Below are 24,580 nucleotides of genomic sequence, written 5' to 3'. Positions count from 1 at the left end.
CCTCGAGGTGTGTCACGCGGCGTTCTCGCCGACCGCCCGGTCGGCGGACTCCTGGTCGGCGACGGCCTCGTAGAGCGCTTGGATGTTCCCGCTGCCGAAGGTCTGGGCTCCGAGCCGTTCGATGATCTCGACGAAGAAGGTGTTGCGCGGGTGCACGGATTTGGCGAAGATCTGGAACAGCTGGCCGTCGTGGTCCTCGTCGACGAGGATGGAAAGCCGTCGCAGCTCGTCGACCGTGTGGCCGACCGGGGAGAGCCGGTCGGCCAGCCTGCGGTAGTAGGACTCCGGCGTGCTGAGGAAACCGATCCCGTTGCCGTTGATCGCGTCCACCGCCCGCACGATGTCGGTCGCGGTGAACGCGATGTGCTGGACGCCGGCGCCGCCGTGGTCGCGGAGGAACCGGTCGATCTGCCCCGGCGCCCGGCTGACGTCGGGTTCGATCACGGTGAAGGTGACGGCGCCCGAGAGGCTTTCGACCACCTTCGAGTTCATGGCCTGGGCGCCGACGGAGATCTTCTCGGTGAAGACCGTCCGGAAGTCCAGGACCCGCTCGTAGTAGGCGACGGTCGGTTCGAGCTGCCCGGGCGGAACGCAGACCGCGAAATGGTCGACAAGGCCGAGGTCGACGTCGGCCGCGGAGGGGTCCTCGACGGCACGGAACCCCGGCAGCGTCCGGACGTCCACAGTGGAGGGACGCTGGACGAAGGTGTGGGTGAGGTCGCCGAAGCCGCCGATGGTCGCGGTGACGACGCCGTCGGTCTCGGCCACCCCGGCCACCGGGCGCGCGCCCCTGGCGACGGCGTCGTCGAAGGCGGCGGCCGCGTCCGGGACACCGAGCGCGATGTCGCCCACCCCGTCGCCGTGCCGGGCCAGGTAGAACGAGCCGGCCTGGTCTTCGCTGCGGGGCTCGGCGAGGATCAGCCTGATGTCGCTCCGGCCGACCGCGATCAGGCGCGTGCCGTCCGGGTCGCCCGTGTACGACTCCGCGTAGGGCGCGAGTCCAAAACCGCCCGCCAGCCAATCGGCCGTGGCGCCGGCGTCGGAGGTGTAGATCTTCACGTGGTCGACCGTGAGGTCGTCGAAGGTGGCCATGTGGCTGTTCCCCTTGTGGTCGCGGGTCATTTGTCTTCGGCCGTCAGCTCCGCCACGTGTTTGGCGAGCAGCGCGACCGTCGGGAGGTCGAAGAGTTCCGCGACCGTGATGCGGACCCCGAGCTCACCTTCGACCCGCAGGACGAGCCGGGCGGCGTGCAGGGACTGGCCGCCGATGTCGAAGAAGCTGTCGTCGAGGCCGACGCGTTCGGCGCCGAGCACCTTGACGAAGATCCCGCACAGCGTCTCTTCGACGGGATTGCGCGGCGCGCGATAGCCGTTGTCCGCGCCGAACACCGGCTCCGGGAGCGCACCCCGGTCGATCTTCCCGTTCGCCGTCACCGGCAGTTCGCCGAGCGACTGGAAGGACGCGGGGACCATGTAGTCGGGAACCTTTTCGGCGACGTACGCACGTAGTTCGGCCAGGTCGACCTCGGCGGCGCCGGGGACGACGTACGCGGCCAGCCTGCGCTCGCCGTTCTCGAGCGCGCCCACGACGAGAGCGTGTGCCACGTCCGGGTGCTTGCCGAGTACCGCTTCGATTTCCGAGAGTTCGACCCGGAAACCACGGATCTTCACCTGGCTGTCGGTCCGTCCGGAGAACTCCAGCGCGCCGTCCTCGCGGGTGCGGACCAAGTCGCCGGTACGGAACATGCGCTCGCCCGCCGCGCCGGAAGGATCGTCCACGAACCGCTCGGCGGTGAGATCGGGACGGCCCGCGTAGCCGCGTGCCACTCCGGCGCCTGCCACGTAAAGCTCGCCCACCTCCCCGTCGGGAACGGGCCGCAGGTCGCCGTCGAGCACGTAGGTCCGGGTGTCGTCCATCGGACGGCCGATCGGGATCGTCTCGGTGACCTCGTCCGGGCCGTCGAAGGTGGCATAGGTGGAGAACAGCGTCGTTTCGGTCTGGCCGTACATGATCCGGACCCTGATACCCGGACAGGCTTCGAGTACCCGGCGGACCGCGGCGGACGAGACGACGTCCCCGCCGGTCATCACCTCCTTGACCGTCGCCAGCGATTCCGGCGCTTCTTCGGCCACCACACGGAAAAGACCGGCGGTCAGGTGGACCGACGTGACCACCTCCGCGGCGAGGATCCGCCGCACCGCCTGGAGGTCGAAGGTCCCCGGCGGGGCGAGCACGACCTCGCCGCCGCGCAGCAGCGGGCCCCAGACCTCGAAGGTGGACACCCCGAACGCGTAGGGCGCGACCATCAGGACCTTTCCGTGGACCGAGGGGTCCCAGCAGGAATCGCCGAGGAGACTCAGCACGGAGCGGTGAGTGACTTCGACGCCCTTCGGCCTGCCCGTCGACCCGGACGTGTAGATGACGTACGCCAGGCGCTCGTCGTCCAGTCCGGGAAGCGGTGCCTCGTAAGGCTGTTCCGCCGCCGGTTCCTGGTCGACCACGACGACGTGGCCGACGGACGGCAGCTCGCCACCGCTCATCGCCGTGTCGGTGAGCAGGACCCCGGCGCCGACGTCGTCGACGATCCACTGCATCCGGTCGAGCGGGTAGGCGCTGTGCAGCGGGAGGTAGGCGCCGCCCGCCTTGAGCACGGCGAGCAGGGCGACGATGAGGTCGGGGGAGCGGTCCATCAGCACGGCGACCGGGGCCTCGGCGGTGACGCCGAGATCGCGGAGCCTGCCCGCCAGCCGAGCGGCCCGTGCGTCCAGTTCCGCGTAGGTGACGGCCGAGTCGCCGGACCGCACCGCGACGGCGCCGGGGTGGGTTCGCGCGCGGGCCGAGAAGGCCTCCTGGATGGACGCGACGGTCATCGAAGTCTCCAATCCGTGAATCGGGTGGTGACCGAAAGACCCACCACCTGAGCGTTTCCCAGGCTTTCACCGGGCCACAGGGGAGAACGTCTTCTCGGTTGCGAGCCGCCCGCCCCGGTGGGCCGTGTCGTGGATCGCCCGGACCCGGACATCGGAACGCCTCCTTGGCCTGCTTCACACATCCAACGCACGCGAACGCGTTCAGTGTGCTGCTCCGGGCATGGTCACAGCCAGTGAGCGAGCCACCGCGGACTCGTGAATTTTTCATGTCGCGGGAGGATCCGGCGCTTTCGGAGAAGGGTCGTTCCACAAGTGAGTGACGCTGAGTCGCGCAACCGACGCGAGCACACTCGGCACAGGAGGCCAGGTCGTGACCAATGTGATCACCGGCGAGCAGGCGAGTCCGGCCCCGCCGCCGAGGCCCCAGGCCGGTCCGGGATTGAGTGTCCGGCACACCTTGCTGGCCTATGCCCTGTTCGTCATGCTCGGGGCGCTGTTCGCCGGCCTCGGCGCGGCCCTGCCGCAGCTGCGGGTGATCTACCAGCTCGGCCCGACGTCGGGAAGCGAACTCATCAGCGTGTTCAACGCGGGCTCGCTGCTGTCGACCCTCACCTTCGGGATCGCCGCGCGCAGATTGCCGCCACGGCGGTCGATCAGCGTGCTGGTGTCGATCATCGGCTGCGCCGCGGTGCTGATGGGGTTCGCCGCTTCGTGGCCGATGCTGCTGATCACGGCGCTGGTCGCGGGGACCGGCTTCGGCGGTCTCGTGGTGCTGCTGAACACCGCTTTCGCCAAGGGATTCGGGGAACGCAGCGCGATCAAGCTCAGCATCCTCAACGCCGTCTTCGGGCTCGGCGCCATCGGGGGGCCGCTGCTGATCGGGACGGTCGGGCTGGCGAACCTGCCGTTCGTGTTCACCGCGATCGGCGTGCTGATCCTGTTGTGCTGGCAGGTAAGGGATTGCGCGTCACTGCTCACCGGCTCCGAGCAGGGTGAGGACAGTGGCGTTCCGGCCGGCCGGCTGCGCCGGGGCCTCCCGATCCTGCTGGCCTTCGCCGCCATCGGGCTCGTTTACGCCTCGACCGAGACCGGCGTTTCCGCTTGGCAGAGCACCTATCTCGTCGGTGTGGGGTACTCGGTGTCCGCGGCCGCCCAGCTCGACGCGGGCTTCTGGGCGGGATCGACGCTCGGCAGGCTCGTGATCCCGGCCCTGACCGTCCGGATGGCGCCGCAGCGGGTGGTGCTCATCTGCACCGCCTTCGCCGTGGTGGCCCTGTTCACCGCCACGTCGCCGGCCTTGGCGCCCATCAGCTACAGCCTCGCCGGATTCGCGCTGGGCCCGGTACTCCCGACGGTGCTGGCCTGGATGGCCAAGGTCGCGCCGTCCTCGGCACAGTCGACGACCGCCGCCATCCTCGGCTGCGGGATGCTGGGCAGCGTGCTCTCCCCGATCGTGATCGGCGGGATCACCGGCAGCACGCCGGGACCGCTCATCCCGATCACGATCGGCGTCTTCGCCACGTTGACCCTGCTGGCGCTCTTCAACGCGGCCCGGGTGGCCCGCCGGGCGAAGTCGTCGGAAGCCGAATCGATCGGGACGTAGGGCGAGTGCCGTGCCGGGCCGGTGAGCGGGGGCGACGTCGCGAAAGCCACTTTCGGGACATCAGACGTCCCGAAAGTGGCTTTCGCGACACCCGGTGCGTCTCGGACGTAAACGCTCGGGACACGCTCCATCGACCCGGCGCGGGGAAGGCCGTTCGGCAAGTCAGGCGTTGCGGGAGAAGAAATCGGCGAGTACCGGGGCCAGCGCGGCCGCGGAGACGTCGTGGTCCTGCCCGTCCAGTGTGCGTTGTTCGCCGCGTGGCAGGACCTTCGCGGCTTCCTGGGCGCCGTCGAGCATCCAGTCGGGGCTGTTCCCGCCGTAGAGGACGAGTGCGGGCACGTCCACTGTGGACAGAGGTTCGGCGGGAACGGCCGCGCCGAGGTCCGCGTCGGCCATGATGGCCGAATCGTGGGCCAGCGTCGGCGCGACGGCGGCCAGCCCGGGCCACATCGGGGATTCGCGCATCTGGCCGATCATCTCCGGCGGCGAGCCGACCCGGTCCAGGAAGAGCGCGACGGCGTCGCCGGGGCGGTCCGCGGCGATCAGCTCGATGAGTTCGCCGTGGTAGCGGCGAGCTTGTTCCTTCTGGTCGTCGGCGGTGTAGAACGGCGGTTCGTAGGCGGCGACGGTGGTCACCGGCAGTCCGGCGGCGACCGCCCGCAGCGCCAGCGCCCCGCCCGACGACATGCCGAACAGCGACACCGGGCCGCCCGCGTCGGCGATCACCGCGGCGAGGTCCTCGAGTTCACGCTCCAGCGCGTCCTCGGCGACTACACCGGCACCGTCGCTGTCCCCGCGGCCGCGGCGGTCGTACGTGGTGACGGTGAACCGCGTGCTCAATTCCTCCGCGACCCCGGTCAGTGGTCCGGCCTGGCGGTGGCAGAGCGCACCGTCGACCAGCACGACCGGCGCTCCCTGTCCGATCCGGGTACGGGCGATGGCGGTTCCGTCCGCCGAAACGACGGTGCTCATGATCGCTCTCCCTTGGTCGACGTCACTGTAACCGTATCGTAAAGTACGAAAAACTGACTATCAACTTCAGTGACGCAACTCGATAGTGTGGTTATAGTGAAAACGTGGTGATCACGCGCGAGTACTTCGACGGATGCGGGACCGCGCACGCGCTCGACCTGGTGGGGTCGCGGTGGGCGTTGCTGATCGTGCGCGAATTGCTGCTGGGGCCCAAACGCTTCACCGATCTCCGGGCCGGGCTGCCGGGTTCGAGCCCGACCATGCTCGCCCAGCGCCTCCGGGAACTGGAGCAGACCGGCATCCTGCGACGCCGCGCCCTGCCGCCACCCGCGGCGTCCACCGTGTACGAACTGACCGAGTGGGGCGCCGAGCTCGAACCCGCCCTGCTGGCCCTCGGCCGCTGGGCCGCCCGGTCGCCGCTCATGCCCGAGCGTGCCCCGCTGTCCCTCGATTCCCTGGTGCTGGCGATGCGGACGATGTTCGACCCGGCCTCGGCCGGCGACCTCGAAGTGGCGTTTCAGCTGCGTTTCGGGCAGTTCGAGGTGATCGCCCGGGTCGGCGGAGGCGCCCTCGAGATCGGGTACGGCACGCTGGACCGGCCGGACGCGGTGGTGACCACTTCGGTGGAGGCGTTGCGTGAAGTGATCTTCGAAGGCCGCGGGCTCGCGCAGGCGATCGCCGACGGAGCGGTCCTGGTCGACGGCGACCTGGAGGCGGTCACCGAATTCACCGGCTGCTTCCCGCTACCCGAACCCGCAGCCCTCCCCGTGAACGCTTCCCGGCGGCCCTGACCGGATTCGCACACCGGTGCCGGGCATTCCTCACAGGCGAAGTCTTCCAATGTGCCGAGTGCTCCGTATGGCCGCTGAAAGTCTTCAAACACCAGGGTTTCTTCACTTACGATCCAGGGCAGCGAGGTAGTCCCCGAGGATCTCCTTCCCGCGGAACTGACTCGTCATCCCGGTCGGCCGCCGGAGTCGTCTTCCAGTGCCTATGGAGTCCTTGAGGGAGATTTTCATGGAGAACCGCTGCCCAGTCGCGCTCGATGTCACCGGGGCCGACATCCACGGTGAAGCCGCCGCGCTGCGCAAGCAGGGGCCGGCGACCCAGGTGGAGCTTCCCGGTGGTGTCGTGGTCTGGTCGCTCAACAGCCACTCGGTCATCAAACGCGTCCTGTCCGACCCGCGTGTCACCAAGAGCGCGCGAAACCATTGGCCCGCCTTCATCAACGGGCAGATTCCGCCGGACTGGGAAATGATCAGCTGGATCGCGATGGACAACATGGTCACCGCGTACGGCAAGGATCACGTCCGGTTGCGCAAACTCGTCGGCAGCGCGTTCACCCGCCGCCGCACCGAAGCCATCAAGCCGCGGATCGTCGAGCTCACGCAGGGATTGATCGCCGCGCTGGAGTCGGTGCCCGCCGGCGAGGTCGTCGACCTGCGCGAGCGGTTCGCCTATCCGCTGCCCGCGATGCTGGTCGCCGACCTGATCGGGATGTCGGAGGATGCCAGGGCGAAGACCGCCAAGGTGATCGACATGATGGTCGACACCACGGTCACCCCAGAGCAGGCGCAGGCGGTGCTGGCAGGCTGGCGGGGCGCGATGGCCGAGCTGATCGCGGCCAAACGGCGAGAGCCGGCCGAGGACATCACCAGCGACCTGATCGCCGCGCGGGACGAGGACGGTTCCCGGCTGTCCGAAGAGGAACTGACCGACACGATCTTCGCGATCCTTGGCGCCGGTTCGGAAACGACGATCAACTTCTTCGACAACTCCATCACCGCGCTGCTCACCCATCCCGAACAGCGCGCGCTGGTGACCAGCGGGCAGGTCTCCTGGGACGAGGTCATCGACGAAACCCTGCGGGTCGAGTCGCCGCTCGCGCACCTGCCCCTGCGGTACGCGGTGGAGGACATCGAACTCGACGGGGTGACGATCCCCCGTGGTGACGCGATCCTGGTCAACTACAGCGCCATCGGACGGGACCCGGAGGTCCACGGGGACACGGCGGGCAACTTCGACATCACCAGGGAGAACAAGGAGCACCTGTCGTTCGGGCACGGCCCGCACTTCTGCCTCGGCGCGGGGATCGCCCGCGCGGTCGCGACGATCGGTCTGTCCACTTTGTTCGAACGGTTCCCCGGGCTGTCCCTCGCCGTCGAACCCGGTGAACTCCGCCCGTTGCCGACGTTCATCATGAACGGTCACCGGACCCTGCCCGTCCGGCTCGGCTGACGCGGGGGAGGGCCGTTTCCGGGCACGGAGCACCGGAAACGGCCCAGGGATGGGAAAACGGCCGGATCAGCTCGCCCGCAGATAGCGCCGCGGGGCCGCGGACGGGCGCCGTCCCATCAGGACGGCCAGCGCTTCCAACGATCCGGAGAGTTCCCGGAGGTCTTCGGTCATCAGGGCCTGCGGCCCGTCGCACAAGGCCTCTTCCGGACATGGGTGCACATCCACGAGGACCCCGTCGGAGCCCACCGCGATCGCGGCGCGGCTCAGCGGCAGCACCAGATCTCGACGGCCGCCGGAATGCGACGGGTCGATCATCACGGGCAGATGGGAAAGGTGCTGTACCACCGGCACCGCCGAAACGTCCAGGGTGTTGCGGGTCGAGGTCTCGAAGGTCCGGATGCCGCGTTCGCACAGCACGATGTCGAGGCAGCCGCGTTGCGCGATGTACTCGGCGGCCATCAGCCATTCTTCGATGGTCGAGTTCATGCCGCGTTTGAGCAGCACCGGCTTGCCCACCCGCCCAGCCGCCTGCAACAGACCGAAGTTCTGCATGTTGCGGGTGCCGATCTGGAGCATGTCGGCGTATTCGGCGACCATGTCGACGTCGTGCGGCGCGACGACTTCGGTCACCACCGGGAGTCCCGTCTCCGCACGGACGTCCGCGAGGATCCGCAGTCCGAGTTCCCCCAGTCCCTGGAACGCGTAAGGCGAAGTCCTGGGTTTGAACGCGCCGCCGCGCAGCAGCGTCGCCCCGGCGTCCCTGGCCATCACGGCCGCCGCCAAGGTCTGCTCCGGCGACTCCACCGCACACGGCCCGGCGATCAGGGTCATCGTGTCGGGTCCGATCGGGACGCCGCCGACCTCGACGGTCGACCTGCCCTCCGGCCGGTGTTCGCGGCTGACCAGCTTGTACTTGGCCGAAATCCTCGTCACCTTGGCGACTCCGGGCCGGCTGGCGAGGTTCAGCGTCTCGAATCCCTCGACGTCACCGATCAATCCGATGATCGTCCTGCTCACCCCGCGGCTGACGAAGGCCTCGCCGCCGGCGGATTCCACCTGGGCGACGATCGCCTCGATCTCGTCTTCGGTGGCGTCCGGTGTCATCACGATCACCATGGTTGCGGTCTCCTCTGGTCGGGCTCTTCGGAAAACCGTCGCGGCGCGACGCCGTTTCGGCAGGCCCATCCTGGCTCCGCCGCCAGGACGCCGACGTCCTCAAACCTGCCGCAATCAGGGAGACGTCCGCGCCTGACGGCACTGGGATCGTCTGAACAGGTTCACGCGAGGACCGGTGTCCTCCCGCTACCAGCCCACCTCGGTTCCACAGCTAGGAGGAAATGGTGTCGACCACCGAGAACCCGACTCGCGAGCAACTCGTCCAGCGGGCCACCGATCTGGTGCCCACGCTCCGGAAGCACGCGGCGTGGACGGAAGAGAACCGTCGCCTGCACGACGAGACGATCGAAGCCATCACCGACGCCGGTCTGTTCCGGCTTCGGGTTCCGAAGCGGTACGGCGGCTACGAGGCCGACACCCGCACCCTCGTCGAGGTGGCGGCGGAGCTGGGCCGCGCCGAGGGTTCCTCGGCGTGGACGACCGGCGTCAGCTGGATCACCAGCTGGATGACCGGCCTGTTCCCGGACGCCGTCCAGGACGAGGTGTTCTCGCGGTCCGACATCCGCGTTTGCGGGACGCTGAGCCCGACCGCGATCGCGGCCCCCGCCGACGGCGGCGTGGTCGTGAACGGCAAATGGGGCTTCATCAGCGGTGCGCGCCACGCGCACTGGCAGGTCGTCATCGCGGTCCTCGTCGAGGACGGTGCCGAGCCGTACCCGGTCATGGGCGTGGTCCCGCTGATGGACCTGCTGATCGTCGACGACTGGCACACGGTCGGCCTGCGCGGTTCCGGCAGTGTCAGCACCGTCGCGAAGGACGTGTTCATCCCGGGCGAGCGGATCATCAGCCTGCCCGCGGTCTTGCAGGGCCAGTACTCGTCGGCGACCAACGCCGGGCTGGAGATCTTCCGCGCGCCCCTGCTCCCGGTCGCCGCGGCGTCGTCGGTCGGCAGCGTGATCGGACTCGGCCGCGCCGCGAAGGAGTCCTTCCTCAAGCGCCTGCCGAACCGCAAGATCACCTACACCGCTTACGAAAGCCAGCGCGAGGCGCCGCTGACGCACCACCAGGTAGCGGACGCGGTGATGAAACTCGACGAGGCCGAGTTCCACGCGACGCGGCTGACGTCGCTCGTCGACGGAAAGGCGTCAGACGGTACCGAGTGGAAGCTCGAAGAGCGGGTGCAGGCGCGGGCCGACATGGGCGCGACGGTGCGGCTGAGCAAGGAGGCCATCGACATCTTCGCCAACGCCAGCGGCGGGTCGTCGATCTTCTCCGACGTCCCGATCCAGCGCATCGCCCGCGACATCCAGGCGGTCAACCTGCACGCCCTCATGCACCCCGACACCAACAACGAGCTGTACGGGCGCGTGCTGTGCGGGCTCGAGCCGAACACCCTCTACATCTGAGACCGGCCACGAAGGGAAAGAGTCCTGATGACGACCACTGAAACCGCCAAGGTCACCGACGCGGACAAGGCGGCCATCGCGGCGCTCACGCAGAAGGTGATCGCCGCCTGGGCCTACCACGACGCCGATGCCTTCGCCGACGTCTTCACCGAGGACGGCACGATGATCCTCGCCGGCAGCTTCGCCAACGGGCGCGAGGAGATCCGGAAGTTCCTCAAGAACGCCTACGACACGAACTACAAGGGCACCCAGGTGACGGGCAAGCCGCTCAGCCTGCGGTTCCTCTCGCCCGATTCCGCGGTGCTGCTGACCCAGGGCGGCGTGCTGTACAAGGGCGAGTCAGAGGTCGCCGACCACAACGCGATCCGCGCCTCGTGGACCGTCGCCCGCCAGGACGGCGAATGGCGGCTCGCCGCGTACCAGAACACCCCGCGCGACAAGTAGCTTCCCCGTGCGGCCGAGCGTCGCGAAAGCCACTTTCGGGACATCAGACGTCCTGAAAGTGGCTTTCGCGACACCCGAACCCCGGCAGACGTGCGAGCGGTCGAGCCGACCCGGCACCTGGCTTCACGCCTCAAGGCCCCTTCCCACCTCGGGAAGGGGCCTTCGCTCGCCTCAGCTCGCCTGGCGTTCGCCCAGCAGCCGTTCCGTCGCGAGCCGGGCGGCGATGTCGGCGCGTAACGCCTTCTTGTCGACCTTCCCGACCGCCGTCAGCGGCAGCGAGTCGGTGTGGACCAGCCGCTCGGGGAACTTGAAGGTCGCCACCCCCGCGGCTTCCATCGCCGCGTGCAGCCGGCCGGGGTCGAGCCGTTTTCCCGTGCTGTAGAGGCAGACCCGCTCGCCGAGGTCCGGATCCGGCATGGCCACCGCCGCGGCGAGACTCGCCCCGGCCTGGTAGGCGAAGTTCTCGATCTCTTCGGCGGAGATCTTCTCGCCCCCGCGGTTGATGACGTCCTTCTCCCGCCCCTCGACGACGAGGTTCCCGTCGGGAAGCATGCGCACGATGTCGCCGGTGTTGTACCAGCCGTCGCTGAAGGCCGTCGCGTTCCGCTCCTCCGCCCGGTAGTAACCGCGAACGGTGTAAGGCCCCCGGGTGAGCAGGATGCCCGGCTCGCCGTCGGCGACCGGCCGGCCGTCGGCGTCGACCAGCCTCAGCTCGTCGTCCGGGCAGATCGGCCTGCCCTGTGTGCGGCAGACGACTTCGGCGGGGTCTCCGGGACGGGTGAGGCACATCAGTCCCTCGCCCATTCCGTAGCCGTTCTGGAGCGCGCAGCCGAGCACGGGTCCGAACCGGCCGGCGATCTCGTCCGGGATCCGGGAGCCGGAGACCTGAACCAGTTCCAGGGAACCGAGATCGTGGGCGGAGTCGGCGACGCGGTGCTCGAGCCAGCGCTGCGCGATCGCCGGGACGAGCGAGGTCATCGTGACCCCTTCCGCCTCGATCAACGGGAAATTCCGTTCCGCGGTCGGCGAATCGGTGACGACCACCCGGCCTCCGGCGAACAGCGTGGCGAGCACCCACGTCATCGGAAAACCGTGTCCGAGCGGAAGAACGGCCAGATAGACGGTGTCGCGCCCGATCCCGCAGATCTCCGCGGCCCGCTTGACGAGGTAGGAGAAGTCGTTGTGGGTACGGGGAATGAGCTTCGGCGCACCCGTGGTTCCCCCGGACAGCAGGAAAAGCGCGACGTCGGTACCCGAAGGCTCCGCGGGTTCGAAGACTTCGTCGCTCGACGGGCACAGGTACGCCCGGAGGTCGAGGCTTCCTTCTTGGAGTTCGTCCGCGGTCACCAGGACGTGTTCGCAGGTTTCGGATTCGGCGGCGACTTCGTGGGCCAGTGCCTGGTGGTCGAAGCCCTTGACGATCCCGGCGGTGATGACCGCCCGCGCGCCGGCGTGTTCGGTGACGGCCGCGATCTCCTGTTTCCGGTGGCCCTGCAACGCCATCACCGGGACGACGCCGAGTCGAAGGCAAGCCACCGTCGTGACGACGAATTCCCAGTGGTTGGGCAGTTGGAGCACGACCCGGTCGTCCGGGCGTAGCCCGAGTTCACGCATCCGCGCGGCCGCGCCGTCCGCACGGGACAACAGCTGGCGGTAGGTCAACCGCAGGCCGCGGTCGACAAGGCAGACCGCGTCCGGCGTTGCGGCGGCCGCCTTTTCCAAGAATGAGATCAGTGGGCGATTTTCCCAATATCCCTTTGAAATGTATCTCGCGGCGAAGTCCCTGGGCCAGGGAACGGTTCCTTCGGCGGTTTTTCGTGGCATGCCGGACCTCCATATGCGCGACGCGGCTCGACTGCACCGAACGATAAGGCTCTGACCTGGCCGTCCCGTCTCCTCGAATGCGGGGAGTCGGCCCTGGGGCGGCGAATCGGACGCGGTGGCAACGCAGGAGATGCCAGCGCTGACGACGGCGACAAAAAATGACTCGGTCGGAGTTCCCGGCCATGACGAACAATTCCGTCATCCGCGATGATCGTTTACGCGGCCGGGTCTTGAATGCGAAGAGGAGCAGGGACTTGAGCCAGGACGTGCAATTTTCAGACGCGGTGGCCGTCGTCGGCATGAGCTGCCGGTTCGCCCCTGACCTCGACTCTCCGGGAAAGTTGTGGGAGTTCCTGATCGACGGGCGTGATTCGGTGCGCGAGATGCCGGAGAGACGATGGTCATCTTACGCGGCCGCCAGCCCACAGGCCACGAACATTCTTCGGAAAACCACCCGCAAGGGTGCTTTTCTCGATGACATCGAGGGATTCGACGCGGACTTCTTCGGTATTTCCCCCAGGGAAGCCGATTTCCTCGACCCGCAGCAGCGCATCATCCTGGAGCTGGCCTGGGAGGCGCTGGTCGACGCCGGGCTCCCGCCGCATCTCCTGCGTGGTTCGGAGACGGGCGTGTTCGTCGCGGCGAACTCCAACGACTACGGGCGGCGGCTGCTCGAGGACGTCGGCCGCACCGGCGCCTACGCGGTCAACGGCACCACCTATTACGGCATCGCCAACCGCATCTCCTACTTCCTCGACCTGCGCGGGCCGAGCCTCGCCGTCGACACGGCCTGCGCGGGTTCGCTGACCGCGTTGCACCTCGCCTGCCAGAGCCTGCGGATCGGGGAGACCCCGGTCGCGATCGTCGGCGGGGTCAACATCATGGCCAGCCCGACGCTCAATATCGCGCTCGAAGCCGCGGGAGCGCTGGCACCGGACGGGAAGTCCAAGGCCTTCGACAAGAACGCCGACGGGTACGGACGTGGCGAAGGCGCCGGTGTCGTGGTGCTCAAGCGACTGTCCGACGCGCGCCGTGACGGCGACCAGGTGCTCGCGATCGTGGCGGGCAGCGGGGTGTTCCAGGACGGCAAATCGGACGGCATGATGGCGCCGAACGGAGAGGCGCAGGAACACATGCTGCGTCAGGCGTACCGGCGGGCGGGCGTCGCGCCCGGGGCGGTCGGCTACGTCGAGGCGCACGGCACCGGCACCCCGGTCGGAGACCGCGAGGAGGCCCAGGCGCTGGCGGCGGTGTTCGGCGGTGAGAGCAGGGTGGACGACCCCTGCCTGATCGGTTCGGTGAAGCCGAACATCGGGCACGTCGAGGCCGGTTCCGGGATCGCCGGGGTGATCAAGGTGATTCTCGCGCTGGGCAACGAAGAGATCCCGCCGAGCCTGCACGACGAACCGAACCCCGAGTTCGACTGGGCCGGTTCCGGGCTGCGCCTGGTGGCGGACCGCCAGGAGTGGCCGCGTGGCGAGCAGCCGCGGATCGCCGGAGTTTCCAGCTACGGCGTCGGCGGTTCGATCGCCCACGTCATCCTCAAGGAGGCCCCGGTCGCCGCGCCCGAGGCGCTGAGGGGTGCCAACGCGGAACTGGGCACGTCGGTGTTCCCGCTGTCGGCGGCTTCCGACGGGGGAGTACGGGCCCTCGCCGCGACGACGGCGGAGTGGCTGGCCGCGAACCCCGGTGTCTCGCTCGCTTCCGTCGGGAACACGTTGTCCCGGCGGCGTTCCCACCTCGCGCAGCGCGCGGCGGTCGTGGCGGGTTCGACCGCCGAACTGACCGAACGCCTGCGCGCGCTCGCCGAGGGACGGCCCGCACCCGGCGTCGCCAAGGGACGGGTGCCCTCGGCCGCGGACGGCAAGGTCGTCTGGGTGTTCTCCGGACACGGCGCGCAATGGTCCGGGATGGGTCGCCGTCTGCTCGTCGAGGAACCCGTGTTCGCCGAAGCGATCGATTCCCTCGCTGACGTGTTCCGCGCCGAACTCGGCTGGACCCCGCGTGAGGCCATTGTGGACGGTGGGCCGTGGAGTGCCTCGCACGTCCAGGCGATGACCTTCGCGATGCAGATCGGTCTCGCCGCGGTCTGGCGCCGCCACGGCGCGAAGCCCGCCGCCGTCCTTGGCCACTCGGTCGGCGAGATCGCCGCGGCGGTCGCCGCGGGCGCGCTGGACGTCCGGGAAGCCGCGCGTTTCGCCTGCCGCCGGGCCGCCGCGTTGCAGCCGCTCGCCGGCCGTGGCGGGATGGCCATGGCGGGCCTGGCATTCGACGAGGCCGAGCGGCGCTTGGCCGGGCACGACGGCGTCGAAGCCGCCATCGCCGCGAGCCCTGGCTCGACCGTCGTCTCCGGCGACCGCGCCGCTGTCGAACGGCTCGCCGCGGAATGGAAGACCGACGGGATCGGGATCTGGACGGTCGACACGGACATCGCCTTCCACAGCGAGCACGTCGACGAGGTCGTCGCGAACGTGGCGGCCGCGGCCGCCGAGCTCACCCCGCGTACCCCGGACGTCCCGCTCTACAGCACGGCGCTGACCGATGTCCGTTCGGCGGCTCCCCGTGATACCGCCTACTGGGTGGCGAACCTCCGGCAGCCCGTCCGTTGCGCGCAGGCCGTGACGGCGGCGATCGAAGACGGATACCGGTTGTTCCTCGAAGTCTCTTCGCATCCGGTGGTCACCCACTCGATCAAGGAGACGCTCGACCACCTCGATGTCGAGGAGGCGAAGGTCGCCTTCACGATGCGGCGCGACCAGGACGAGGTCGCCACGCTGCTGACGAACTTCGCCGAGTTGCACTGCGAGGGCGCCGACTTCGACTGGGCGGCCGAGCATCCGGACACCCCGCTGCTCGCCCTGCCCGCCGTGGCGTGGCAGCACCGTCCTTATTGGATCTTCGGCGACGACGCCACCGGATCGAACGGTGTCGGCGGCGGGCACGATCCGGAGAAGCACAGCCTGCTCGGCGGGAAGATGGCCGTCAGCGGCTCTCCCGCGCGGGTGGTGTGGCAGACCTATCTGGACATGGACTGCCGCCCGTACCCGCTCAGCCACGAGGTGGTCGGTGTCGAGATCACCCCGGCGGCGTCGATCATCAACACCTTCGCCGAGGCGGCGGTCCGCGACGGCAAGCAGGCGGCGATCACCGACATCGTCCTGCGCACCCCGCTTTCCGTCGTCCCGCCGCGGGTCGTGCAGATCGTGTCCTCGGAGAACACCCTCCGGCTTTCCACCCGGCTCGCCGAAGACGGCAACGCCGGTGAGGAACACGAGTGGATCACCCACACCACGGCGGCGGTCGAACCCGGGGTGCGGGTCACCGAAGGCACGATCGACACCGCGGATCTCCGCGATCGGCTGCCGGAGTGGTCGTGGGAGAAGGTCGACACGATGTTCCGCCGGATGGGAGTCGGTGGCTACGCGTTCCCGTGGGACCTCGACGAACTGCGCCGCACGGATTCGGAGCAGCTCGCGGTGATGACCATCGAGCCGGGCGCCCCGAACGCGGCCAGCTGGGCGCACGTCATCGACGGCGCGCTGACCATCAGCGCGGTCGTGGTGACCCCCGAGGACGCCCCCGTGCTGTGGATGTCGAGGTCGATCGAGAAGGTCGTCTTCGACGGTGTCCCGCCCGCGAAGATCGTGGTGCACAGCCGCCGATCGCCGCGTTCCCCGCGGGACACCACCGACGTCCTGGTCGCCGACGAGACCGGCAGGATCGTCTGCGAGGTCACCGGACTGCGGTTCGCGGCGGTGGAACACCTCGGCGCCGCGGCGGCGGGCCCGCGCGACCTCGTGCACGAGATCGCCTGGAAGCCGTTGGAGCCGGCGGAAACCCGGCGTGAACTGCGCCAGGTCCTGCTCGTCGGAGACCCGTCGGTCACCGGTCTCCTCGCGGCCCGGTTCGAAGCGCTCGGCACCCGGGCGGTGCGTGTCTGCGGGCCGGATCCGCACCAGGACGCGGCGCGCGACTGCGACTGTGCCGCCGATTTCGGCGAGTCGATGCTGTCGGAGCCGGGCGCGGTCGTGATCGCGCCCTCGCTCGCCCGGTCGGGCGAAACGCTCGAAGCCGCGACCGAACGGGCGAGCTGGACGGTGATCCGGACCCTTCAGCGGATCAGCGAGATCGCGTCGATCGCCGGCGACGACTTCGCATCGCAGCAGGTCTGGGCGCTCTCGCGAGGCGTCCGCAAAGCCGTGGACGAGGCGGCGCTCGCGCACGGACCGCTCTGGGGTGTCGCGCGGATCGCCGCCGGTGAACGTCCGGAGCTGTGGGGTGGCGCGATCGACGTCGACGAGGTCGACGAGGACACCGCGGATCGGCTGCTCACGCTGCTCCGGCACGCCGGTGGCACCGAAGACGTCATCTCGCTGTCCGGCGACGCCACCGAGGTCGCCCGCTTGACCACCATCGAGCGGCCGTCGGACGGCGCGAGCCTCCAGTGCCGGGCCACCGGTACCTACCTGATCACCGGTGGTCTCGGTGGTCTCGGTCTCGAGGTCGCGCAGTGGCTCGCCGACCGCGGCGCCCGGCGGCTCCTGCTCGCGGGACGGCGCGGCCTGCCGCCTCGTTCGGATTGGGACGCCGTCACGGATCCGCAGGTCCGGCACCAGATCGACAGCGTGCTCGCGCTCGAGGCGGCCGGGGTCACGGTGCGCGCGGTGCCGGTGGACATCACCGACGAGGTGGACGTCGCCAGGGCCCTCGACCCGGCGAACCACGGGCTGCCGCCGATCCGTGGCGTCATCCACGCCGCCGGTGTGGTCAACGACGCGCTGATCGACAAGGTGGACCTGGACGGCCTGCGTGACGTGCTCGCTCCCAAGGCGAGCGGTGGGCTGGTGCTGCACCGGCTGTTCCCGCCGGGGACGCTGGACTTCCTCGTCCTGTTCTCGTCCTGTGGCCAGTTCGCCAGGCTCACCGGGCAGACCAACTACGCCGCGGCGAACTCGTTCCTCGACGCGCTGGCCGCGCACCGCAACGCCGGTGGGCACTCCGAGACCACGAGCATCGGCTGGACGTCCTGGCTCGGTGTCGGGATGTCGGAGAGCATCGCCAGCACGATGTTCGAGGCCAACGCCCGCGGCCTCGAAGCGATCACCGCGTCCGAGGCGTTCCGCGCCTGGGCGTTCGCCGAGCGGTACGACGCGCCGTACCAGGCGGTCCTGCGGGTCCTGCCGCTGCCGGCGCGGACCACCCGGGTGCCGATGTTCCGGGATCTGGCCGCCATCGACGCCGACGCGGCCGAGGCCGACGGCGGTACGGACGTCGACTGGGCGAGCCTGTCCGCCGAAGAGGCGCACGAGCTGATCACCCAGGAGGTCCGGGAACAGGTGGGCGCCGAGCTGAACCTGGCCGCCGAGGACGTCGACCTCCGGCGTCCGCTGGTCGAGCTGGGCGTCGACTCGGTGATGACCGTCGGTCTCCGTGTCCGGCTGAGCCGCCGGTTCGGGCTCGATCTGCCGCCGACGATCCTGTGGGCGAAGCCGACCGTCGCCGCGCTCTCCGCGCACGTCACGGAGGTCCTGCGGGAGCCCGAAGCGGCCTGATCGCACGAGTGGCGAAAGCCCCTGTCACGACCTCGCGGGTTGCGACAGGGGCTTTCCCCGTATCCGGCTTGGGACAAGAGAAAGGGCGCCTTCCTCGTGAGGAAGGCGCCCTTCGTTTCGGTCCGGTCAGGGCTTTCTGGCCGTGATCGCCCCGTTGGCGCCCGGCGCCTGGAACCGCACGGTCCGGATGTCGTCGAATCCCGCGGCAGTCAGCCATTCGTGGTACTCCGCGGCCGTGTAGTTGCGCCCCCAGGTCCCGACCAGCATTGCCATGCTCATGAGCGCGGCGTCGGCCGGACCGGCCTTGTCGTCGTCGACCAGCAGCTCGGATATCACCAGCAGCCCGCCGCTCGGCAGCGCGCGATGGCATTTGGCCAGCAGCTCGGCGTTCCTGGCCTCGTCCCAATCGTGCAGGATCATGGAAAGCAGGATCGCGTCGTGACCCGGCGGCAGTTCCGCGTCCTGAAGGAAGTCGCCGGAACGCAGGCTGATCCGGTCGGACAGTTTCGCTTCCTCGACTTTGTCCACTGTGTACTCGCACACGAAGGGCAGGTCGAAGATCGTGGTGTGGAGGCCGGGATGGCGACGGCACAATTCGACGGCGAAAGCGCCGCCCCCGCCCCCGACGTCGAGCAGGGTGGAGGTCTCGCCGAAGTCGACCTCCTCCGCCAGGACCCGGGCCGTGCCGGCGGAAAGCGGGTACAGGCCGTCCCAGAAGATCCTCGGCCGGGTTCCTTCCTCGAAGATCTCCTCCTGGTCTCCCGAAAGCAGCCTGCCCGGCCTGTTCGCCCGGACGATCTCGGTGACCCGCATCCAGCCGGGGTTGGCGTACTGGCCGAGCATCCTGATGTAGTCGCCGAAGTAGTCCGGCTTCCCCTTCACCAGATACGCCTCGGCGACCGGCGTGTTGCGGAACCGGCCGCCGTCGGCGTCCAGCAGGTCGAGCGCGGCGCACGCGGTGAGCAGGATCTCCGCCGGCCGCTCCGCGATCCCGGTTCCCGCCGCGACCTCGGCCGGGGTCGCGCTCCCGCCGGAGAGGAAGGTGAACAGGCCGAGGTCTTCGGCGGCGACCAGTGTCTGCGATGCCCACAGGCCGCTGGTCAGCCGGACCAGGCCGTCGAGGGCGGGTTGAGTGTCCACTGGGTTTCCCCTTCTAGCTGGTTTCGAATTTGACCGGGACTTTTTCGAACACGATGTGCCTGCCGTTTTCGAAATGGCGGCCCGGATCTTCGGTGAGGTGGTAGACCGGGTGCCGCGCCAGCTCCTGGAGCACGATCCGCAGCTCCAGCCTCGCCAGGTGCGCGCCCATGCAGTGGTGGATGCCGAAGCCGAAGCTCAAGTGCTGGTGCGAATTCCCGCGGTCGAGGGAGAACGTGTCCGGGTCGGGGAACTTGTCCGGATCACGGTTCGCCGCGTCCAGCAGGAAGACCACCCGGGAGCCTTCGGGGATCGCGGTCCCGGCGATCGTCACGTCACGGGTGGTGACCCGGGTGAACCGATCGGTCGGGCACCACCGGCGCAGCGTCTCGTCGGCCGCGACCGGCATGAGGTCCGGTTCGGCCTTGAGCCGTTCCTGGAGAAGGGGATTGCTCCCGAGATACCACAACATCCGGCTGATGGTGTTCATCGTGGTTTCGTGACCGGCGATGCAGTACGAGACGATGATCGACTGGAGGGTCTCCTCGGACAGCGGCTCACCGTTCAGCTCGGCCCCGACCAGCCGCGACAGGTAGGAATCGCCCGGCTCCTCCTTCGCCCGCCGGACCTCTTCCGAGACCAGCTGGCGGAACTCCGGCCAGAAATCCGTCAGGTCGGGGTTCTTCGAAAGCCGCGCCCACAACGTCGTGGTCAGTTCCCGGATCTGGTGCTGCGCCGATTCCGACAACCCGAGGGCGATCGCGAGCACACCGATCGCGAGCGGCTTCGACACCTCCCCGGTGAAATCCCCGTGTCCGCGCTCGACCATCGGCCGGACCATGCGAGAAGTGAGCTCGGCGACCTGGGACTCGAGGCTCCGCACCACATCCTGTTGCAGCGGGGGAGACATCAGCCTGCGACGGGCGCGGTGCTCCGGCGGATCGAAGTCGATCGGCGAGAACTTCGGCGTCCCCGCCGCCCGCGGGAAGAAGACACCGCTGCCCGAGCTGTACGTGGCGTGATCCTTGAAGGCCGCTTTGACCTGCTCGTAGCGCGACAGGATCCACATGCCCCCGTGCGCTTCGGAATAGGTGACACCCTCGTTCTTGCCGATCTCGCGGTTGACGATCTCCGCGACTTCGGGGGTGTATTCGGGATCGTGGTAGTCGAACCGCCGGGTGAGCCGCTCGATGGGATCCTGTCGCGTCGACGTCATTCTTCCGCCCTCAGATGTCAGAACCCGGCGTCGGCCATCACTTCGACGGTCTCGTCCCGGCGGCTCGGGCCCATCGTCACACCGCCACCCGCGCCTGCTCGTCTCGTCGATTGCCGTCCCCGCGAGGGCCCGGCCCGGTCGCGCGCGCCTTCCTCCCCCGCCCCCGACGGCGTGTCGCGAAAGCCACTTTCGCGACCCTGGACGTCCCGAAAGTGGCTTTCGCGACGCCTCACCCTCGCCCTTCCCTCTGAACCTGCCTGGCAGGGGATCGCGGACTGTAACCGGATTTTCGCCGGTACTCTGCCGGCAACAGTGCCGACGCCCTACGGTGCCGGGGCATTCCGACGCAGGTCGAACAAGGTTTCCCAAGGTCCCGTGAGGGCCTGGTCACGCCCGGCGACGATGTCTACGATCATGGCCGTGACGTGGACCGACCGCGTGGACCGGTGGACGCGGGCACACCCGGCCGGTTCGGACCTCCTGCTCGCCCTGGCCGTCGCGGCACTGCTGGGGCCGGGTTCGCTCGACATCCTCCTGGTCGCCGATTCGCCGGCCTGGGCGCTGTGGGTGGCGGGTGTCTGCGCGATCGTGGTGCACTCCACCGTCGCGCTGCGGCGGATCGCCACCAAAACCGCGTTCGCCGCCGCCACGCTGGCGATGGCGGTGCTCGTCGTGCTGCCGAACACGGTGGTCCGGGCCGAGCCATTGGGGCTGGCGAGCGCGAGCGACAGCATGGAGATCCCGCTTTTCTTCCTCCCGACGTCGGCGGTCTACCTGGTGCTCCTGTACGCCGTCGCCGCGCATCGGCCGCTGCGCGAGAGCCTGCTCGCCTTGGGAATCAGCGTGCTCGGAGCGGTGCTGTGCACGGCCCGGACGGCGACGGCCTACGGCGCGCTGCCCGCGGGGTGGCTCACGCTGCTGCTGGCCGTGCTCGCTTTGGTCGCGGCGGTGGCGGGCACCTGGGCCGTCGGCCGCTTCCGGTTCGACCGGCGGCGCCGCCTCGCCGACGAGGCCGCGGAAGCCGCCGAGCGTGCCGCGGCCGGCGAACGGCAGCGCATCGCCCGCGACATGCACGACATCGTCGCCCATTCGCTGGCGGTCATCGTGCGTCAGGCCGAAGGCGGTTCCGCCATCGCTTCCAAGTCGCCGGACCGCGCGGCACAGGCGCTCACCGTCATCGCCGGGACCGCTCGTGAGGCACTGGCCGACATGCGGGACACGCTACGGGTGTTGCGGGACAGCGAAACGCGCCCCTCGCTCGCCGGGATACCGGACTTGGTGGAGCGGGTCCGCGCGACGGGCGTCGACGTCCGGCTGTCCGAGCGGGGGCGGCCCGACGCGCTGACGGCGAACGCGGCCATGGCGGCGTACCGGCTCGTCCAGGAGGGCTTGACCAACAGCGTCAAGCACGCGGGCCCGCGCACGAGTGTCACCGTCACGATCACGCACACCCCGCAGGCGTCGGAGTTCGTCGTCGAGGACGACGGGGCCGGTGCCGGCGAGCGGCCGTCGCTCCCCGGGACGGGCGCCGGACTGAGTGGCGTCCGGGAACGCGTGCGCGCCGCGGGCGGTACGTTCGAGGCCGGTCCGGCCGGCGGCGGTTTCCGGGTGCGCGCGGAGTTCCGCGTCGGTGAACAGGGAGCTTCGGGATGACGATCGACGTCGCGCTGGTCGACGACCAGGAACTGGTCCGGACCGGGCTGGCCATGGTCGTCGACGCGACCGACGACATCCGGATCGTCGTCCAGGCGGCCGACGGTGTCGAGGCCGTCTCGAAGCTCGCCGAGACGCCGGTCGACGTCGTGCTGATGGACGTCCAGATGCCACGGATGGACGGCGTCGAGGCCACCGGGCTGATCGCCGCCCGCGAGAACGCGCCCAAGGTGATCCTGCTGACGACGTTCGATCTCGACGAGTACGCCATCGCCGGCCTGCGAGCCGGGGCGAGCGGGTTCCTGCTCAAGGACGCGTCGGCCGGCGAAGTGCTGCACGCCATCCGAGCCGTCCACGCCGGCGACGCCGTGATCGCGCGCTCCACGACCCGCCGCATGCTGGACCAGCTCGCGGTCGCCCGCGAGACTTCCCCGCTCCTGAACCGGCTCACCGCGCGCGAACGCGACGTGTTGCTGGAGATCGCGCAGGGCTACTCCAACGCCGAGACCGCGCAGCGGCTCTTCCTCTCCGAAACCACGGTGAAAACGCACGTCGGTCATCTCCTCGCCAAACTCGAGGTCCGTGACCGGGTGCAGGCGGTGATCTTCGCGTACGAGAACGGGCTCGTGCGGCCGAGCTGAGGCGATCTCATCCTTTCGGAGGAGGGGCTGAGCACCTCAGGCCGAGGATTCCCGCCGTGCCGGCGAGCAGCCTGATGCGCATGCAGACAATCGATAGGCCTCACGAAGCGACCACCCCCCGCGTCCGGTGGCGCGATCCGGCCACCTGGGGCGGGATCCTCGCGCTGGGCGGCGGCGTCTTCCACACCGTCGTCGCCGGCTTCATGCGCCGGGAAGTCTGGGAGCGGATCTTCGACGAAGGATTCTTCAACACGGTCACGCTGGACCCCACGCCCGACCGGCTCCCCATGGCCGAGGCGTTCTGGCTCAGCCCGGGAAGTTTCGGGGTGCCGCTGCTCCTGCTCGGCGGGCTGGTGCTCCGGCACACCCGGCGCGGTGGACGCGTGCCCGCCTGGCTGGGGTCGGGCGTTCTCGCGTGGGCGGTCCTGCTCGGCCTGCTGGGCGGTTTCGACGCCGGAACGATCGCCCTGCTGCTCGTCGGTGCGCTTTTCCTGGCAGGAGCCCGGCGCGGTCGTGAATCATGAACGCATGACCGAGTTGGGGGATCTGCTGGCCGATGTCGCCGCCCGTGTCACCCGTTACCGCGCAAGCGTCACCGACGCCCCGGTCTTCCCCGAGGACACGACGGGCGTCCGGGAGAAGCTCGGTGACCTGCCGGAGAAACCCGCCGCGCCCGCCGACGTCATCCGGCGGCTGGCGGACGCCGTCGAGCCGGCGCTGGTGGCGAACACCGGCCCGAGGTACTTCGGTTTCGTCACCGGTGGGGCGCTGGACGCCGCGACCGCGGCCGACATGCTCGCGACCGGCTGGGACCAGCCCGCGTTCAACAAGATCACCTCGCCCGCCGCCGCGATCGTCGAGGAGGTGGCGGGCGAATGGCTCAAGAACGTCCTCGGCCTGCCGTCCGGTGCGTCGTTCGGTTTCGTGACCGGCGGGCAGGGCGCGAACACGGTCGGCCTCGCCGCCGCCCGGCACCACGTCCTCGCGCGGGCCGGGTGGGACGTCGAGCGCCGCGGGCTGCACGGGGCGCCGCCGCTGCCGGTCGTCGCCAGCGAGGAGCGGCACGCGACGATCGACCGGTCGCTCCGCTTGCTCGGCTTGGGCACCGACGCCGTCCGGCCGGTCCGCGCGGACGGCCAGGGCGCCATCGACAATGCCGATCTCGAACGGACGCTCGATGGGCCCGCAATCGTTTGCCTCCAGGCCGGGAACGTGAACACCGGCGCGTTCGACAACTTCGCCGCCGCGACGGAGATCGCCCATCGCCACGGAGCCTGGGTGCACGTCGACGGCGCGTTCGGGCTCTGGGCGGCCGCCGCTCCCGCGCTCCAGCGACTGACCGTGGGGCTGGAGAAGGCCGACTCCTGGGCGGTCGACGGGCACAAGTGGCTCAACGTCCCCTACGACTGCGGTTACGCGTTCTGCGCTCATCCCGAGTCGCACCGGGCCGCGATGGCGCTCACCGCCGCATATCTGACCGGCCAGGGGGAGGGCGGGGTGAGGGCGCCGAGTGACTTCGTGCCGGAATCCTCCCGCCGGGCGCGGGGGTTCGCGACGTGGGCGGCGCTCAGCGAACTCGGCCGCGAGGGGATCGCCGAGATGATCGAGCGATGCTGCGCGCTGGCCAGGAGGTTCGCCGAGAAACTCGAAGCGTGCGAAGGCGTCTCCGTCGTGAACGACGTGGTGCTGAACCAGGTCCTCGTCAGCTTCGGCGACGATACGGACCGGGTCGTCGAGGCCCTTCAGCGTTCCGGCGAGTGCTGGATGGGCGCGACCACCTGGCACGGCATGCGCCTGATGCGTGTCTCCGTGTCCAACTGGAGCACCACCGAGGCGGACGTCGACCGCAGCGTGGCCGCGATCGAGGCGATCAGGAATCGAGAAGCGCCGCGAACCGGTCTCACCTAG

At 69.5% G+C, this 24,580-nt stretch carries 17 protein-coding genes; 10 read left to right on the top strand and 7 right to left on the bottom strand.

Features of this window, described 5'->3' with window-relative positions; genetic code table 11:
- Positions 1 to 12 precede the first annotated feature (12 nt).
- Together hppD and H4W30_RS16515 are read right to left on the bottom strand one after the other, a co-directional pair.
- Positions 13 to 1,092: a 4-hydroxyphenylpyruvate dioxygenase gene (gene hppD, locus H4W30_RS16520; RefSeq protein ID WP_192743608.1), complete on the bottom strand. Its 1,080-nt coding sequence runs from the start codon at positions 1,090 to 1,092 to the stop codon at positions 13 to 15.
- Positions 1,093 to 1,118: 26 nt separating this feature from the next.
- Positions 1,119 to 2,870 carry a non-ribosomal peptide synthetase gene (locus H4W30_RS16515; protein ID WP_192743607.1) on the bottom strand — a complete coding sequence of 584 codons (1,752 nt, stop codon included), beginning with the start codon at positions 2,868 to 2,870 and terminating at the stop codon, positions 1,119 to 1,121.
- A 370-nt stretch (positions 2,871 to 3,240) separates the two neighbouring features.
- Here H4W30_RS16515 and H4W30_RS16510 point away from each other — a divergent pair, with 370 nt between their 5' ends.
- Positions 3,241 to 4,473: an MFS transporter gene (locus tag H4W30_RS16510; protein ID WP_192743606.1), complete on the top strand. Its 1,233-nt coding sequence runs from the start codon at positions 3,241 to 3,243 to the stop codon at positions 4,471 to 4,473.
- A gap of 162 nt (positions 4,474 to 4,635) precedes the next feature.
- Here the strand turns inward: H4W30_RS16510 and H4W30_RS16505 are convergent, their stop codons facing one another.
- Complete coding sequence (locus tag H4W30_RS16505) at positions 4,636 to 5,445, bottom strand: alpha/beta fold hydrolase (RefSeq protein ID WP_192743605.1); 810 nt, start codon at positions 5,443 to 5,445, stop codon at positions 4,636 to 4,638.
- A 104-nt stretch (positions 5,446 to 5,549) separates the two neighbouring features.
- Between H4W30_RS16505 and H4W30_RS16500 the strand changes: the two genes are divergently transcribed.
- Positions 5,550 to 6,236, top strand: a complete 687-nt coding sequence (locus tag H4W30_RS16500) for a winged helix-turn-helix transcriptional regulator (protein ID WP_192743604.1) — start codon at positions 5,550 to 5,552, stop codon at positions 6,234 to 6,236.
- A 226-nt stretch (positions 6,237 to 6,462) separates the two neighbouring features.
- Entirely contained in the window at positions 6,463 to 7,683 is a 1,221-nt protein-coding gene (locus H4W30_RS16495) for a cytochrome P450 family protein (protein WP_192743603.1), read from the top strand.
- Between the two features lie 66 nt (positions 7,684 to 7,749).
- On the opposite strand, the gene aroF is transcribed toward H4W30_RS16495, so the two are convergent.
- Positions 7,750 to 8,799 carry a 3-deoxy-7-phosphoheptulonate synthase gene (gene aroF / locus H4W30_RS16490; protein ID WP_192743602.1) on the bottom strand — a complete coding sequence of 350 codons (1,050 nt, stop codon included), beginning with the start codon at positions 8,797 to 8,799 and terminating at the stop codon, positions 7,750 to 7,752.
- Between the two features lie 224 nt (positions 8,800 to 9,023).
- Here aroF and H4W30_RS16485 point away from each other — a divergent pair, with 224 nt between their 5' ends.
- Together H4W30_RS16485 and H4W30_RS16480 are read left to right on the top strand one after the other, a co-directional pair.
- Complete coding sequence (locus H4W30_RS16485; RefSeq protein ID WP_318780612.1) at positions 9,024 to 10,205, top strand: acyl-CoA dehydrogenase family protein; 1,182 nt, start codon at positions 9,024 to 9,026, stop codon at positions 10,203 to 10,205.
- A 27-nt stretch (positions 10,206 to 10,232) separates the two neighbouring features.
- Entirely contained in the window at positions 10,233 to 10,649 is a 417-nt protein-coding gene (locus H4W30_RS16480) for an SgcJ/EcaC family oxidoreductase (RefSeq protein WP_192743600.1), read from the top strand.
- 171 nt (positions 10,650 to 10,820) lie between these two features.
- Here H4W30_RS16480 and H4W30_RS16475 read toward each other — a convergent pair whose 3' ends face one another.
- Positions 10,821 to 12,371: a (2,3-dihydroxybenzoyl)adenylate synthase gene (locus H4W30_RS16475; RefSeq protein ID WP_318780611.1), complete on the bottom strand. Its 1,551-nt coding sequence runs from the start codon at positions 12,369 to 12,371 to the stop codon at positions 10,821 to 10,823.
- A 368-nt stretch (positions 12,372 to 12,739) separates the two neighbouring features.
- On the opposite strand from H4W30_RS16475, the gene H4W30_RS16470 reads away from it, so the two are divergent.
- The gene (locus H4W30_RS16470; RefSeq protein WP_318780610.1) at positions 12,740 to 18,025 is read left to right on the top strand and encodes a type I polyketide synthase; all 5,286 of its coding nucleotides are present in this window, start codon (positions 12,740 to 12,742) and stop codon (positions 18,023 to 18,025) included.
- Positions 18,026 to 18,151: 126 nt separating this feature from the next.
- Here H4W30_RS16470 and H4W30_RS16465 read toward each other — a convergent pair whose 3' ends face one another.
- Positions 18,152 to 19,165, bottom strand: a complete 1,014-nt coding sequence (locus H4W30_RS16465; RefSeq protein ID WP_318780609.1) for a methyltransferase — start codon at positions 19,163 to 19,165, stop codon at positions 18,152 to 18,154.
- 13 nt (positions 19,166 to 19,178) lie between these two features.
- Entirely contained in the window at positions 19,179 to 20,378 is a 1,200-nt protein-coding gene (locus tag H4W30_RS16460; RefSeq protein WP_192743597.1) for a cytochrome P450, read from the bottom strand.
- Positions 20,379 to 20,798: 420 nt separating this feature from the next.
- Between H4W30_RS16460 and H4W30_RS16455 the strand changes: the two genes are divergently transcribed.
- The 4 genes from H4W30_RS16455 (at position 20,799) to H4W30_RS16440 (ending at position 24,580) form a co-directional block, all read left to right on the top strand.
- A complete protein-coding gene (locus H4W30_RS16455; protein WP_192743596.1) occupies positions 20,799 to 22,031 on the top strand; it encodes a sensor histidine kinase in 1,233 nt (410 codons plus the stop codon).
- Entirely contained in the window at positions 22,028 to 22,672 is a 645-nt protein-coding gene (locus H4W30_RS16450; RefSeq protein WP_192743595.1) for a response regulator, read from the top strand. Before H4W30_RS16455 ends, H4W30_RS16450 begins: the two co-directional genes overlap by 4 nt.
- Before the next feature lie 80 nt (positions 22,673 to 22,752).
- Complete coding sequence (locus H4W30_RS16445; protein ID WP_192743594.1) at positions 22,753 to 23,196, top strand: DUF6463 family protein; 444 nt, start codon at positions 22,753 to 22,755, stop codon at positions 23,194 to 23,196.
- Positions 23,197 to 23,200: 4 nt separating this feature from the next.
- Entirely contained in the window at positions 23,201 to 24,580 is a 1,380-nt protein-coding gene (locus H4W30_RS16440; protein ID WP_192743593.1) for a pyridoxal phosphate-dependent decarboxylase family protein, read from the top strand.

Origin of the sequence: Amycolatopsis roodepoortensis (genome assembly GCF_014873915.1) — a bacterium.
GTDB lineage: Bacteria > Actinomycetota > Actinomycetes > Mycobacteriales > Pseudonocardiaceae > Amycolatopsis > Amycolatopsis roodepoortensis.
Note: the sequence above shows the minus strand (reverse complement) of the source record. Positions and strands in the feature narration are given on the sequence as shown.